Raw genomic sequence first — 14,644 nt, 5'->3', positions numbered from 1 at the left:
AATAAAATAAAATATGACATATATCATATGGAAAAAGGTAGCCTTTAGCTTGTTGGTATTTGTTACATTTGTTACTAATAAAGTTATGAACACAAGCTACTCACATAAAGAAAAACTAAAAAGCGAAAAACTTATTTCGCAACTGTTCCTGGAAGGCAAATCGGTTTCTGCATATCCTTTAAGGATGGTGTATTTAAAAACTTCTTTTCAGGATAAAACACAGGTAAAAGCTGGTGTTTCGGTTTCCAAACGGAATTTTAAAAAAGCTGTAAAAAGAAACCAAATAAAACGTTTGCTTCGCGAAGCTTATAGATTGCAAAAAGCAACTTATTTTAACAACTTGACAACACAATATGCGTTAATGATTTTGTACATTGGGAAAGAAAAGCCAACTTTTAAGGAAATTGAGGCTAAAATGGCGCAATTGTTGCAAAAATTTATAGAAAAAACCACCAAGGAATAATTTAATATGAAACATTCTTTTTTCAATTTCACAGAAAACCAAATAGAGAAAGAAAGTTCCATAACCTCAAAAAATACAAACACGTGAAAAACAGATTCAAAAAACTGATTGTCATTCCTGTTTTGGCAGTCACCATCTTTTTTACAGGAACAGCGTTTCAAAACGATTTTTTTGAAATTGCCAAGCAAATAGAAATTTTTACCACCTTGTTCAAAGAAATTAACATGAATTATGTGGATGAGACCAATCCTGCAGACTTAATGGATACTGCCATAAAAAGCATGTTGAAAGATTTGGATCCATATACCAATTTTTATAACGAACAGGACGTAGAAGCAGAGCGTATAAGGAGAACTGGCGATTATACTGGTATTGGAGCCAAGGTAAGAACCTTAAAGGACAGGTTGGTTATTGTGGAACCTTATAAAGAATATCCAGCAGATAAAGCTGGTTTAAAAGCAGGAGACGAAATTATAAAGGTAGAAGATGTAGTTATTTCTACTTATAAAGATGATGCTGGAGATTTGCTTAAAGGCACACCAAACTCATCAGTGGAAGTTACTTATTTAAGACAAGGAAAAGAGTATAAAACAACCATTAAACGTTCTGAAATAGAAATTGATGCTGTACCACACTTTTCCATGATAAACGATAAAACCGGTTATATAGTACTAAGTGCTTTTAACAATAAAGCGTCTTTGCAAACTGCCTATGCACTAAAAGACTTAAAGGCTCAAGGAGCGCAACGCATTATTTTAGACTTACGTAACAATCCTGGTGGTTTGTTGCACGAAGCTGTAAATGTGGTTAATTTATTTGTACCTAAAGGACAATTGGTGGTGACCACAAAATCCAAAGTAAAAAAATACAATCGGACGTATTACACCCAAAAGGATCCCATAGATACCGAAATTCCTTTAGTGGTCTTAATAAATGGAAGCAGTGCCTCTGCCAGCGAAATTGTATCGGGATCTTTACAGGATTTGGATCGAGCTGTTATTTTGGGCTCCAGAAGTTTTGGAAAAGGTTTGGTGCAACGACCAAAACCATTAACCTATGGAACTCAATTAAAAATAACCATTTCCAGATATTATACGCCTTCTGGACGTTGTATCCAAGCTTTGGATTATTGGAACAGGGATGATGATGGCAATGCTGTTAAAATTGATAGCAAGGAATATCACGAATTTAAAACCAAAAATGGTCGTCCTGTGTTCGATGGAGGTGGTGTGCTTCCAGATGAAACTTTCGAAATCACTAAAAATTCAGCCATTACAAATGCTATCGTGAACGATTTTTTAATCTTCGATTATGCAACAGATTATTATTACAAACATCCTAAAATAAAAGATATCAATGAATTTGAATTGAAAGATTCCGATTTTAAAGATTTTAAAACCTATTTAAGTACCAATAATTTTTCGTTTATCACAGAAACAGAAAAAGCTTTAAACAGCGTATATGAACAAGCTAAAAAAGAAGCTTTGGACGATAATATCAAAAACGATTACAACACTTTGTTATCCAATTTAAAAAATTCAAAAGAATTGGCTTTAAACGAAAATAAAGAGCAAATTCTATCCTTGTTAACAGACGAAATCGTAAAACGATATGTGTACAGGGAAGGCTTGTACGATTATTACAAAATTCACAATACCGAAATAAAAAAAGCCACAGAAATCCTTGCAAACCCTATTAAATACAGAGATTATTTAAGGTAATTATGGCTTCATTGAAATATTAAATGTAAATACTTATATTTACTTGAAATTTCATGTGCCCTTATGAAAAAACTTGTATTCATATTATTCATTTTTGTCGGTTTTAATATAACTGCTCAAAAACAGTTAACACACGAGGTTTATTTTGAAACCGATGAATATGAAGTTCCTGAAACCGAACACAACAGATTGCTTATTTTTCTTTCTGAAATTGAAGGGTTGGACATTGAAAAAATCTCCATTTACGGCTTTACAGACGATAGAGGAAGTGACTCCTATAACTTGGTCCTTTCGCAAGAACGTGCCAATGCCATAAAAACCATTTTTTCCAATAACGAATTTGATGAAAGCATTATTACCAATGTAGATGGAAAAGGAAAAATTTTGGTGAAACTCATTAAAGAAGAAGACCTTAACAAAATTAGGGGTTTAAACAGAAAAGTGGAAATTATCGTGCAACCTTTCGATCCTCCCAGGGAATTGAAACAACCTGAAAAAAAGGATGTTGCAGACTCTTTTAAAGATGAAAACTTAAAGGCTGGAGACAAGATTTTACTGGAAAACATCTTGTTTAAAACAGGTTATAGTGTGTTGTTGCCAGAGTCTAAAAAAACATTGGAAGACATAGCCAATGTTCTGGTGGAAAGAAAAGATATTTACTTTACCATACAAGGACATGTGTGCTGTACACAAAACAGTAGGGATGCCATTGATAGAAAAACCAAACAACGCAATTTATCTGTTGCCAGGGCAAAATATATCTACGATTATTTAGCTAAAAAAGGAGTTGAAAAAAAACGTATGAAATATGTAGGCATGCGAAGAAAATTCCCTCTTGGTGGTGAACCAAAATTTGATAGACGTGTCGAGATTTTAATTACCTATGTTGGTGAAACAAGACAAAGACATTAATGTTTTATCATGGCCATATGTGGAATGCCATCTTCCAGGTATTCTTCTCCAGTTTCCTTAAAACCAAGTTGGTTGTAAAAATTTTTTAAATAACATTGTGCAGATATTTTAATGGTGGTTTCATTAAACTGCTCGTTTATGGCTTTTATGGAAGCTTCCATAATTTGGTAACCATATTTGTGCTGCCTTTGGTTTTTGGCAACCACAACCCTTCCAATACTGGCTTCCTTAAAATAATCGCCTGCTTTAAAAATACGTGTATAAGCCACTAGTGTTTTATCTTTGTAAGCTAAAACATGCCATGCGTTTTTATCTTTGCCATCCACATCTTGATACACGCAATCCTGTTCTACCACAAATACTTCGGCTCTTAACTGTAAGAGATCATACAATTCCAGGATTGTTAATTCATTAAAAGCTTTTATACGTATATCAAGCATGTTTAAAAGATTTTTCTGGTTATGGAAACCGTTTGATTGTTGGATATGTTTACTTCAAAATAATACAGCCCTTTGGTTACCTTTGTGTCTTCAAGGTAGTGTGATGGCGAAAACGAAAAATAGCCATCGTCTGTTTGGATTTTAAGTTCCACTTCTGAATAAATAAAGGCCATTTCAATAAAATTGGAAATAGCATCAGGTTCTATAACTTGATATACATAGGTGTTATTGTTTGAAATAATTTCAGTTCTGTTAAATCTATAATTGGTATTGTTTTTTATACCTACTTCAAGAGTATCAGGTTCTGGAATTACCTCGTCCAATAAATTATCTGTTACTTCATTACAAGAAAAAAGCAACAATGCAATTACCAATAAAAATCCATTAAACTTCATGATATTTTCCTTTAATCCTGTACTATAACCTCTTTTGGGTCTTCCTTTTTATATTCTGGTTGAATGGTAACATGATTTATGTTAAACTGGTCATGCAACACGCTTTCTATTTCCAATAACAGCTCGTTGAAATCTCGAGTGCTAATGTTTTCCTCCAAATCTAAATGAGCTTCCAAGTGCAATTCATCATCACTTAAATTCCATATATGGACATGATGCAATTTTTTTACTTTTGGTAATTGGTTGACCACACGTACCACTTCTTTGATATTTATGTGATCTGGTGTAAAAAGCATCAACATCTTGGTGGATGTTTTAAGCAAATCGTATCCTACGTAAATTAAATATAAAGCAATTAAAAAGGTCAATAAACTATCCACCCAAAATATCTGGTAAAATTTCATGAGCAGTCCACCAATTAACACAGCCACACTTGCCAACATATCTGTTAATAAGTGTAAATATGCCGAACGTATGTTGATATTGCTTTTAGAATCCTTTTTAAGCAGCAACACACTAAAACCATTTGCAAAAATAGCTATCAAAGCGAGCCAAATAACCAAATTGGATGCAATTTCCTGAGGTTCATGAAATCGTTTTACAGCTTCTATAATTAATAAAACAGCCACTACAACCAAAGTTGCAGCATTTACGAATGCTGCTAAAATTTCGGCTCGTTTATAACCAAAGGTCCTATTTATGGATGCTTTTTGTTTTGAGAGTTTAGAAGCAACAAAACTGACTATTAATGATATGACATCGCTAATATTATGAAGGGCATCACTTAACAAAGCCAAACTACCAGATACAAGTCCTCCAATAATTTGAGCTGCAGTAATAAGCACATTAAGAAAGATGGAAATTAACAGGTTTCTATCTTTTACATCTTTATAACTGTGTGTATGATGCGTATGGCTCATTTAGCAGGAAACAGGAATTTTATCAACACGGTTTTTATGCCTACCACCTTCAAAAGCAGTGTCCAAAAACGTATCAACCATTTCAATGGCTTGTGGTAAAGCAGTATAACGAGCAGGTATACTCAAAATATTGGCATTATTGTGTTGTCTGGCAAGTGCCACAATTTCTTTGTTCCAACATAAAGCAGAACGTACACCTTGATGTTTATTGGCTGTCATATTGGCGCCATTGCCACTACCACAAATAATAATGCCAAAATGGGCTTTGTTGCTTTCTACATCTTGTGCCACAGGATGTACAAAATCTGGATAATCCACACTATCGTTAGAGTCTGTACCATAATTTGTTACTGTAAACCCTTTGGCTTCCAAATGCTTTAAAATAGCAAATTTATACTCTGTTCCAGCGTGATCGTTGCCTATTGAAATTTTCATTTTTAAGTTGTGTTTTTATTTCCGTAAAGGTACAAAATGTAGTTTTATGACTTATTAATTTTATTAGCTTTAGTAAAGCAGCTTTTATTAATGTTAATAGTTAGGCTAAACAAATCTCATAACCTGTTAATAACTGTTTATAATTATTTAAAACTAAAACATGGTTTATTCAAGAATTTTTTCAAACAAAAAAAGGGTTGACATCACCAAAATATAAGTCTATAATTTTTGGACAAGTTTTCAGCAATCATTTGTAGGTTATAAACACAAATTTTTAAGAAATTTATGAGCTATTCCACCTAAAAAACACTTATTAACAACCCTTGTATTTTGTTAATAGAAAATAAAATACAACTAAAAATGAAGCTCTTAAATATTAACTAATTGTTAATTATATTTTAATAGAACGTCAATAAGGTAATTTCAAAACAAAACTTAAAAAAGTTATACCTGTTATTAACAACCCATCATAATCATTAATATTTTTTTAAAATTTTAAAAGAAAAAGATGATTGTATATATATGTGTGGATAAGTTTAATATTAACTAATAATTAACATAGCTCTAAATTTTAAAATTAAATTTTTTTATATGTTCGCGAATTAATAATGTAAAAAAAATATTACAAATTAACCCCTATTAAATGAATAATTATGAAAATTAAACTACTTTTTGTTTTACTGTTATTACCTACTTTTATTTTTGCTCAAACTAAAATTGGATTTGATATAGATGGTGTATCATATGGTGATAAATTTGGAAATACTGTCGCAATTTCTGATGATGGAAGTATTTTAGCAGTTGGTGCTCCTCATAATCAAGATAATGGAATTCAATCTGGTCATGTACGTGTTTTTAATAATAATAATGGAACTTGGGTACAAATGGGTAACACCTTAGTAGGAGAAAATGCTTACGACAGGTTTGGTACAAGTGTTTCTTTATCTTCAGATGGATTAACACTTGCTGTTGGTGCTCCATTAAATGATTCTAATGGTAATGCGTCCGGTGAAGTTAGAGTATATACTTTCAATAATGGTTTATGGACGCAAAAAGGATCAGATATAAATGGTAAGTATCATAGTTATAAAGCAGGCACAAGTGTTTCCTTATCTTCAGATGGATTAATTCTTGCTGTTGGAACTGATGGCTTTGCTTCAAGTAGAGGATTAGTCAGTATCTATAAATATCAAAATAATTCCTGGAGTAAGCTAGGGTCAGATATTATAGGTCTTTCAGATGGTGATAGATTTGGAACAGTCGTTTCTTTATCTTCAAATGGTGAAATAGTTGCTATAGGTGCATATTATAATAGTACAGTTCAACCAGGATCTGGCCATGCAGCAATATATCAATATAATAGCACTAATAATACTTGGAATCAATTAGGAACCAATTTACATGGTCAAACACCAGGTGCATATTTTGGTCGTGATGTTTCATTGTCTAATTCTGGGCATATTGTTGCAATTGGTGCTAGTGATGAAACTGGAAATGCAAGTAATTCTGGTGTGGTTAGAACCTATATATATAATAATAATTCGTGGGAATTAATGGGATTACCAATACATGGAGATGAATCATGGTCTGGTTTTGGACAACAAGTTGATCTATCAGCAACTGGTTTAACGTTAACTATTGGTGCACATGGTCATGATGGTGAATTAGCTGATAAACCATCAATTGGTCAAGTTAAAATATTTAGATTTGAAAATGATTCATGGAATGTATATGGAAATCCCATAGATGGAGAAGCTACAGGTGATAACTCAGGTTATGCTCTTGCTTTGTCTGCAGATGAAACAACTCTTGTTATTGGAGCAACAGAAAATGTAAACGAAAATGGTGATAAATCAGGTCATGTTAGAGTTTATGATACAGATATTGAAACTTTAGGTTTAAATAATGAAAGCAGAAGCACTCAATTTAAAATTTATCCAAATCCAGCAAATAATCAAGTAAACATTCAATTACAAAAAGGATTAGAATTTAAAAAAGTAAACATTTATAGTACTCTAGGTCAGCTTATTAATACTTCAAAAGAAAAGATAATAAATACCACTCATTTATCTCCAGGTATGTATCTAATAGAAATAGAAACCAATCAAGGAAATGTAACGAAACAATTGATTAAAGAATAATTATAAAATTTTATAATGAATTAAAAGGTTTACATTAATTTGTAAGCCTTTTTTTGTTAACATAACATTAAAGATGTACTCATTTAATATTAAAACCGTAGCTTTGTATTAAATTTATAACCAGTACTTCACTTTTATTAGGTTATAAAACAACAGATTCCTATCTTTAATAGGAATAGAAAATGATTACAATTAATACATGACAAAAAAGAAAAAAAGGAAATCGTCTCATAACAAGATTTCCAACCTTACAAATACCATTCTAAGTATTTTAAAAAAAGATAGAAACCAATCCTTTAACTATAAACAAATTGCTGCTAAAATTGGTGTTAACGATGCCAGTAGCAGAAATCAAATTATAAAAAAACTTCAACAATTAAAAGCGAAACAAGAAATTGAAGAAGTAGAAAGAGGAAAATTTAAATCCATTGTAAATACCGAATATCATACTGGAATTGTAGATATGGCTTCCAGAGGTTCCGGTTACATTGTTAGCGACGATTTTGACGAAGATATATATATAGCTTCAAACAATATGAACAAAGCACTTCATGGAGATGAGGTGGAATTTTATGCTTACAAAAGACGAAAACGCGGTAAGATTGAAGGAGAAATTACCAACATTATAAAACGCGCCAAAAGCGAATATGTTGGTGTGATTCAAATACATAAAAATTATGCGTTTGTGGTTACAGATGGCAATAAAATGTACACGGATATTTTTGTTCCCATTAATAAAATCAATAAAGCAGAAGATGGAGACAAAGTGCTTGTTTCCTTGGAAGATTGGCCGGAAAAAGCCGATTCTCCCAACGGAAAAGTACTTAAGGTTTTAGGAAAACCTGGAGAACACAATACAGAGATACATGCTATTTTAGCCGAATATGGTTTGCCTTACGATTTTCCACATGAAGTTGAAGACTATGCAAACAAATTAGATACGTCCATTACCAAAGAAGAAATTGCCAAACGTCGCGACATGCGAGATGTCTTGACTTTTACAATAGACCCAAAAGATGCCAAGGATTTTGACGATGCCTTATCTTTTAGGATTTTGGACAATGGTTTGTTTGAAATTGGAATCCACATTGCAGATGTCTCGCATTATGTACAACCAGATACTGTTTTGGACGATGAAGCTTACGAAAGAGCAACCTCTGTTTATTTAGTGGACAGAGTGGTACCAATGTTACCAGAGGTACTATCCAACAATGCCTGTTCTTTAAGACCTCATGAAGAAAAATATACCTTTTCTGCAGTCTTTCAAATGAATGATAAAGCCGAAGTTAAAAACCAATGGTTTGGAAGAACCGTTACCTATAGTGATGCACGATTTGCTTATGAAGAAGCTCAAGCCATTATAGAAAATAATTCAAATGTCATACTTAACCCTGTTGAAGCATCTCATTTGAATAACACAATACCAGCCGAAGTTTCATTAACCAGTAAAGAATACCAAACAACACCAGAAATTGCATTCGCTACTTTAAAATTAAATGAACTAGCAAAAATTATGCGTAGAAAGCGCATGAAATCTGGAGCAATTTCATTCGATAAAGTAGAAGTAAAATTCAATTTAGATGAACAGGCAAATCCTGTAGGAGTTTTTTTTAAAACCAGTAAAGATGCCAATAAATTAATTGAAGAATTTATGTTATTGGCCAATAGGAAAGTGGCTGAATTTATAGGCAAACAAGCTCCTAAAAAAACCTTTGTGTACAGAGTTCACGACGAACCAGACGATAGTAAATTGGCTGCCCTGCAAAATGTGGTTGGCCGTTTTGGTTACAAACTTAATTTTAAAGATAGAAAAAGCATTTCTGCATCTTTAAACAATTTATTGAAAGATGTTGAAGGTAAAAAAGAACAAAATTTGGTAGATACTTTAACCATTAGAAGTATGAGTAAAGCCGAATATTCAACCCATAATATAGGACATTACGGATTGGCTTTCGATTATTACAGCCATTTTACATCACCTATTCGTCGTTATCCAGATGTTATGGCACATAGGCTGTTGCAGCATTATTTGGATGGTGGAAAATCGGCCAACGAAGCCGTTTACGAAGATAAGTGTAACCATTCCAGTAATATGGAAAATTTAGCAACAAAAGCCGAAAGGGATTCCATAAAATACATGCAAATTAAATTCATGCAAGATCATAAAGATGAAGATTTTGTTGGAGTGATTTCAGGAGTTACAGATTGGGGCATATATGTGGAAATAATTGCCAACAAATGCGAAGGTATGGTTAGTGTTCGCGATATGAAAGACGATCATTATATGTTTGATGAAGACCATTTTGCACTTATAGGAAAAAATTCAAAAACCATGTACCAATTAGGAGATGAAGTGGTTGTAAAAGTAAAAGATACAGATTTGGTTAAGAAACATTTGGATTTTACTTTAATAGGTAAACATGAGGAATAGTTTTTGATAGCTCCTTGAATAAGGATAATACTTTTTTTAATAGAATTTAGCAAAACATTTATAAAAATATATAGTACAAATGAAACAGTTAATTTTTGCATTTTTTTTAATTGCAACAACAAATATTTACGCACAAATTGAAAAGAATTTGGGCGATTTTAAGGAACTGAAAGTTTATGATAGAATAGAAGTAGAGCTAATAAAATCCGATAGCAATAAAGTGATTATAACAGGAAAAAACACCGAAGACGTGGTTTTGGTTAACAAAAACGGCACTTTAAAAATACGTATGACAGTTCCAAAAGTGTTTAATGGCGATGATACTAGGGTACAATTATACTATACAAATATAGATATTATAGATGCCAATGAAGGTACTTTTATAGGTTCTAACGATGTCATGAAACAATTTGAAATAGATGTGAGGGCTCAAGAAGGAGGCAGTGTAAAATTACAAGTTGAAGATGTCACCTTTGTGGAAGCCAAAGCCATAACAGGTGGTGTTATAAAAATCTCAGGACAAGCAAAAAATCAAAATATAGACCTAACTACAGGAGGATCTTATCTTGGTAAGGATTTAGAAACCGAAAAAGCCAAAATTAACATTAAAGCTGCTGGAGAAGCTCATGTTAGAGCTACCAATGAAGTGGATGTAAAAGTTAGGGCAGGAGGTACAGCATACATTTATGGAAATCCAGAAACCTTAACAGAAAATACTGTTTTTGGTGGAAAAATTATAAGAAAAGAATAAGCTTAAAAGCAAAGCTTCATGTCAATTTATCTGTAATCGCTAAAAAAATTATGTAATTTTGTAGAAAACACCTCGTTTGTATGCAAGATGCTATTCTTACAGCAATTCCTTTTGGTATTATTTTATCGTTCACAATTGGACCTGTATTTTTTGTGCTTTTGGAAACCAGTGCCACAAAAGGGTTTAAAAGTGCTTTAATTTTCGATTTAGGAGTGATACTTGCAGATATTTTCTTCATTATCGTAGCATTTTACAGTACCAGTAAGCTTTTGGATAAAATAAAAGACGATCCAAATTTTTTGATTTTTGGTGGTGTTCTATTGGCTATTTATGGTTTTATTTCGTTTATAAAAACCTCTAAATCTTTTCGTGACATTGTTAGGGAATACCATACAGTAGAAATAAAAAAGAAATTTGGAATGCTTTTTATTAAAGGGTTTCTTCTCAATTTTATTAATGTAGGTGTGCTTTTAGGTTGGTTGGGTTTTATTGTTATAGGCAGTTCCTTAACCGAAAACACTCAAGAACTATATGTGTTTTTAGGAACCATTTTAGCTGTTTATTTTTTAGTGGATTTATTGAAGATGATAGCTGCCAAAACACTTAAAAGTAAATTAACACCAAGACGTATTTTTAAAACCAAGAAAATAGTGGCTTTGGTGATATTGGGTTTTGGACTTTTATTGTTGGTTCAAGGATTTTTTCCAAAAGAAAAAGCACTCATTAAAGATAAGTTGGAACAAATTAATCCTATTAATTAAAATAAAGTCCAGCTTAAGTAAAAAAGCTTTCTAGGAATCATTAACAAAATATTTGAAAATTGCTTTTGGATGTAATTTTTTAAACAAATAATTAACCTTATGGATACTCCATAGATACTCCATAGATACTCCATGGATAGTGCATGGAAGCCAGCGTTTTTTCTTACAAATTTAAACCAGATTAGAAATAGAAACCCGCCAATAACCAAACTTAAACAGTAAAAAAAGGATGTCTTAAAAGAGCAGCTGCTATACATACCTATTCACAACAATTGTTCAGAATAAAGAATTGCTATAGAGGGGTTTGGATTTAATGAATGTTTCTTAAAAATTGTATATAAAAAACCTTCAAGCTAAACTTGGAGGCTTTAGAGGTGTCGAGTGCATTAGAACCGCATAATCTTACTATAAATTTTCATAAAATTTAAACAAAAAAAAGAGCTACTTATAAAGTAACTCTTTATTGAGGTGTCGAGCGGATTCGAACCGCTGTAGATGGTGTTGCAGACCACTGCCTAGCCACTCGGCCACGACACCTTAAATTCCTGTAGAAACAGGCTTCCCATATTAAATTACGAGATGGCAAATATAAAAATATTTCCCCTTTTTAGCTATTTAGAATCTAATTTTTACGTTTTTCTGTCATTTTTATGGTAACCATTTCAACATCACCTCCAATAGGAGGATTTAGTTTACTTACACAAATGGTCGCTTTATCCACCAGTTTGTCTTCTTTGAATATCCTGTTTAATATACGTTTTGCTACCGTTTCCAATAGTTTAGAGGGTTTTAACATCTCTTCCCTAACAATTCTGTTTAAAAAAACATAGTCAACTGTATCGCTTAAATCATCAGTTTTTGCAGAGGTTTTTAAATTGGCTTTAATTTTCAAATCCACACGATAATCACAACCAATTTTTGTTTCCTCCTTTAAACAACCATGATGTGCAAAAACCCTAATGTTCTCAACTTTTATAATTCCCAAAACAAATTCTTTTCAACAAAAATAATACACTATTATTTAATAACTTTGCTTTTTATTTTTAAATATGTCTGAAGAAACAAAATCACTCAATTTTATTGAGCATATCATAGAAGAAGATTTAGCAAACGGCTTAAAACAAGAAGCCTTACGTTTCCGTTTTCCACCAGAACCCAATGGATATTTACATATTGGTCATACCAAAGCCATAGGAATCAGTTTCGGTTTGGGCGAAAAATACAATGCTCCCGTTAATTTACGTTTTGATGATACCAATCCAGCAAAAGAAGAACAGGAATATGTAGATGCCATTAAAGAAGACATCTCATGGTTGGGCTACAAATGGGCCAACGAGCTATATTCATCAGATTATTTTCAACAGCTTTACGATTGGGCCATTTTATTGATTAAAGAAGGCAAAGCATATGTAGATTCCCAATCCAGCGAAGCCATGGCTGAGCAAAAAGGCACACCTACACAACCTGGAGTGGATGGCCCTTATAGAAATAGATCTGTGGAAGAAAACCTGGATTTGTTTGAACGCATGAAAAATGGCGAATTTGCAGAAGGTTCACATGTACTTCGTGCAAAAATAGACATGCAGCATCCCAACATGTTGATGCGTGATCCCATTATGTATCGCATTTTAAAGAAAGCCCATCATAGAACTGGAACAGATTGGTGCATTTATCCTATGTACGACTGGACTCATGGTGAAAGCGATTATATTGAACAAATATCACATTCCCTTTGCTCGCTTGAATTTAAGCCTCATAGAGAGCTTTACGACTGGTTCAAGGAACAAGTCTATAAATATCAACCAGAAGCGCTTCCTATGCTTCCTAAACAACGGGAATTTGCACGTTTAAACTTAAGTTATACCATTATGAGCAAACGCAAGTTGCTTAAATTGGTGGAAGAAGGTATTGTTTCTGGTTGGGACGATCCTAGAATGCCTACCATTTCTGGACTTCGTCGTCGTGGTTATACACCAAACTCCATTAGGAAATTTGTGGAAACCGTTGGCGTTGCCAAACGTGATAATGTGATTGATGTGGCCTTATTGGAGTTTTGTATACGTGAAGATTTAAATAAAACAGCTCCAAGGGTTATGGCTGTCTTGGATCCCGTAAAAGTAGTCATAACCAATTATCCTGAAGATAAAGTGGAATGGTTGGAAGCCGAAAACAATCAAGAAGATGATAGTGCTGGCTACAGAAAAGTTCCTTTTTCTCGTGAAATTTACATTGAAAAAGACGATTTTAAGGAACAAGCAGGCAGTAAATATTTTAGGTTGACTTTAGGAAAAGAAGTACGATTAAAAAATGCCTATATCATTAAAGGCGAAAGCGTAATAAAAGATGATAAAGGGCAAATTACCGAAATTCATTGTACGTATTCCGAAGATACTTCAAAGAAAGTAAAAGGCACCTTGCATTGGGTTTCCATACCTCACGCCATACAAGCTGAAGTTAGGGAATACGATAGATTGTTTTTGGACGAAGCTCCAGATGCCCATCCAGACAAGGATTTCATGGAATTTTTAAACCCAAATTCATTAAATATAGTCCAAGCTTATGTAGAGCCAAGTTTAAAGGATGCCAAAGTAGGAGATAGGTTCCAGTTTCAACGTATAGGTTATTTTAGTGTGGATCCAGACACCACTTCAGGAAAGCTTGTTTTCAATAAGACGGTTGGTTTAAAAGATTCTTGGGCCAAACAACAACCATCAAGTCAAAAGAATCATAAACAGCAACAAACCAAACAAAACCAATCCCAACGTAAAGCTATTGATGTGATCCAGCAATTGGGAAAAAAATATACCAACCTTCCAGAAACCAAACAACAAAAGGTAAAAGCTGAAATTTTAGAATTAGCTAAAAATGTAAGTTATGAAGAATTGGAACCACTTTTCAACACAGCAGCAAAAAAGGTTGGAACACGAATTGCCGTTATGTTGGTTTTAAGTGTTTTACTAAAAAACGGATTAGAGAGAAATGCAACTATTAATGAATTTATTGAAAAAGCGTTGGAAGACAACAACGAGCTTCTGGTTGCAGAAACTAAAGCTATTTTAATGGAATTTTAAAACAAATTAAAGCCTTGAAAACTTATGTTTTCAAGGCTTTTTTTTCTATTATATGGTTTATTTTAAGGATATTTTAGAACCCAGAAACAAGATTGGAAAGAAATACAACCTTTTAAATCTTAACTTTCTTTTATCTCCATTTTTTTTATTTTGAAAACATGACAATTTTCACTATCTTTTAAACTTCTTTAAGCTAGGTTTTA

At 32.8% G+C, this 14,644-nt stretch carries 13 protein-coding genes and 1 tRNA gene; 8 read left to right on the top strand and 6 right to left on the bottom strand.

All coding sequences use genetic code 11. The features are described 5' to 3' along the window. Window positions 1–85: 85 nt before the first annotated feature. The 3 genes from rnpA (at window position 86) to AACY93_RS00760 (ending at window position 3,096) form a co-directional block, all read left to right on the top strand. On the top strand, window positions 86–463 hold the full coding sequence (gene rnpA / locus AACY93_RS00770) for a ribonuclease P protein component (RefSeq protein WP_286853167.1): 378 nt from the start codon (window positions 86–88) through the stop codon (window positions 461–463). A gap of 83 nt (window positions 464–546) precedes the next feature. Continuing rightward, window positions 547–2,184, top strand: coding sequence for a S41 family peptidase (locus tag AACY93_RS00765; protein WP_286853056.1), 1,638 nt, complete (start codon window positions 547–549; stop codon window positions 2,182–2,184). A 63-nt stretch (window positions 2,185–2,247) separates the two neighbouring features. Further along, entirely contained in the window at window positions 2,248–3,096 is an 849-nt protein-coding gene (locus tag AACY93_RS00760; RefSeq protein WP_007647224.1) for an OmpA family protein, read from the top strand. Here the strand turns inward: AACY93_RS00760 and AACY93_RS00755 are convergent. Genes AACY93_RS00755 through rpiB form a run of 4 tightly spaced genes read right to left on the bottom strand, consistent with a single transcriptional unit; the run spans window position 3,093 to window position 5,286 of the window. Then, window positions 3,093–3,536, bottom strand: coding sequence for a GNAT family N-acetyltransferase (locus tag AACY93_RS00755; RefSeq protein WP_040491230.1), 444 nt, complete (start codon window positions 3,534–3,536; stop codon window positions 3,093–3,095). The two genes, AACY93_RS00760 and AACY93_RS00755, sit on opposite strands and share 4 nt — an antisense overlap. A 2-nt stretch (window positions 3,537–3,538) precedes the next feature. Then, window positions 3,539–3,931, bottom strand: a complete 393-nt coding sequence (locus AACY93_RS00750) for a hypothetical protein (RefSeq protein WP_286853057.1) — start codon at window positions 3,929–3,931, stop codon at window positions 3,539–3,541. Between the two features lie 11 nt (window positions 3,932–3,942). Further along, window positions 3,943–4,851 (bottom strand): cation diffusion facilitator family transporter, encoded by a 909-nt coding sequence (locus tag AACY93_RS00745; protein WP_286853058.1) that lies wholly within the window; start codon window positions 4,849–4,851, stop codon window positions 3,943–3,945. Beyond that, complete coding sequence (gene rpiB / locus AACY93_RS00740) at window positions 4,852–5,286, bottom strand: ribose 5-phosphate isomerase B (RefSeq protein ID WP_007647233.1); 435 nt, start codon at window positions 5,284–5,286, stop codon at window positions 4,852–4,854. It abuts the gene before it with no gap. 653 nt (window positions 5,287–5,939) lie between these two features. Between rpiB and AACY93_RS00735 the strand changes: the two genes are divergently transcribed. The 4 genes from AACY93_RS00735 to AACY93_RS00720 all read left to right on the top strand — a co-directional run bounded on the left by AACY93_RS00735 (window position 5,940) and on the right by AACY93_RS00720 (window position 11,370). Then, complete coding sequence (locus tag AACY93_RS00735; RefSeq protein ID WP_286853059.1) at window positions 5,940–7,427, top strand: T9SS type A sorting domain-containing protein; 1,488 nt, start codon at window positions 5,940–5,942, stop codon at window positions 7,425–7,427. Between the two features lie 199 nt (window positions 7,428–7,626). After that, window positions 7,627–9,858, top strand: coding sequence for a ribonuclease R (gene rnr / locus AACY93_RS00730; protein ID WP_286853060.1), 2,232 nt, complete (start codon window positions 7,627–7,629; stop codon window positions 9,856–9,858). A 79-nt stretch (window positions 9,859–9,937) separates the two neighbouring features. Beyond that, on the top strand, window positions 9,938–10,609 hold the full coding sequence (locus AACY93_RS00725; RefSeq protein WP_007647237.1) for a head GIN domain-containing protein: 672 nt from the start codon (window positions 9,938–9,940) through the stop codon (window positions 10,607–10,609). Window positions 10,610–10,689: 80 nt separating this feature from the next. Then, window positions 10,690–11,370, top strand: coding sequence for a LysE family transporter (locus AACY93_RS00720; RefSeq protein ID WP_286853061.1), 681 nt, complete (start codon window positions 10,690–10,692; stop codon window positions 11,368–11,370). A 466-nt stretch (window positions 11,371–11,836) separates the two neighbouring features. Here AACY93_RS00720 and AACY93_RS00715 read toward each other — a convergent pair. Both AACY93_RS00715 and folB read right to left on the bottom strand, forming a co-directional pair. Next, window positions 11,837–11,907: transfer RNA gene (locus AACY93_RS00715), tRNA-Cys, on the bottom strand. 85 nt (window positions 11,908–11,992) lie between these two features. Beyond that, a complete protein-coding gene (gene folB / locus AACY93_RS00710; RefSeq protein WP_286853062.1) occupies window positions 11,993–12,355 on the bottom strand; it encodes a dihydroneopterin aldolase in 363 nt (120 codons plus the stop codon). A gap of 64 nt (window positions 12,356–12,419) precedes the next feature. Between folB and AACY93_RS00705 the strand changes: the two genes are divergently transcribed. Then, window positions 12,420–14,441, top strand: a complete 2,022-nt coding sequence (locus AACY93_RS00705; protein ID WP_286853063.1) for a glutamine--tRNA ligase/YqeY domain fusion protein — start codon at window positions 12,420–12,422, stop codon at window positions 14,439–14,441. The last annotated feature ends 203 nt before the right edge of the window (window positions 14,442–14,644 follow it).

Origin of the sequence: uncultured Xanthomarina sp. (assembly GCF_963971605.1) — a bacterium.
Lineage (GTDB): Bacteria > Bacteroidota > Bacteroidia > Flavobacteriales > Flavobacteriaceae > Xanthomarina > Xanthomarina gelatinilytica.
Note: the sequence above shows the minus strand (reverse complement) of the source record. Positions and strands in the feature narration are given on the sequence as shown.

What these genes read in the sequence shown, in the direction of transcription:
- AACY93_RS00755 (WP_040491230.1), bottom strand. Translation starts at nt 3,536, where the DNA reads ATGCTTGATATACGTATAAAAGCTTTTAATGAATTAACAATCCTGGAA.
- rnpA (WP_286853167.1), top strand. Translation starts at nt 86, where the DNA reads ATGAACACAAGCTACTCACATAAAGAAAAACTAAAAAGCGAAAAACTT.
- AACY93_RS00745 (WP_286853058.1), bottom strand. Translation starts at nt 4,851, where the DNA reads ATGAGCCATACGCATCATACACACAGTTATAAAGATGTAAAAGATAGA.
- AACY93_RS00760 (WP_007647224.1), top strand. Translation starts at nt 2,248, where the DNA reads ATGAAAAAACTTGTATTCATATTATTCATTTTTGTCGGTTTTAATATA.
- rpiB (WP_007647233.1), bottom strand. Translation starts at nt 5,286, where the DNA reads ATGAAAATTTCAATAGGCAACGATCACGCTGGAACAGAGTATAAATTT.
- AACY93_RS00750 (WP_286853057.1), bottom strand. Translation starts at nt 3,931, where the DNA reads ATGAAGTTTAATGGATTTTTATTGGTAATTGCATTGTTGCTTTTTTCT.
- AACY93_RS00735 (WP_286853059.1), top strand. Translation starts at nt 5,940, where the DNA reads ATGAAAATTAAACTACTTTTTGTTTTACTGTTATTACCTACTTTTATT.
- AACY93_RS00720 (WP_286853061.1), top strand. Translation starts at nt 10,690, where the DNA reads ATGCAAGATGCTATTCTTACAGCAATTCCTTTTGGTATTATTTTATCG.
- AACY93_RS00705 (WP_286853063.1), top strand. Translation starts at nt 12,420, where the DNA reads ATGTCTGAAGAAACAAAATCACTCAATTTTATTGAGCATATCATAGAA.
- rnr (WP_286853060.1), top strand. Translation starts at nt 7,627, where the DNA reads ATGACAAAAAAGAAAAAAAGGAAATCGTCTCATAACAAGATTTCCAAC.
- AACY93_RS00725 (WP_007647237.1), top strand. Translation starts at nt 9,938, where the DNA reads ATGAAACAGTTAATTTTTGCATTTTTTTTAATTGCAACAACAAATATT.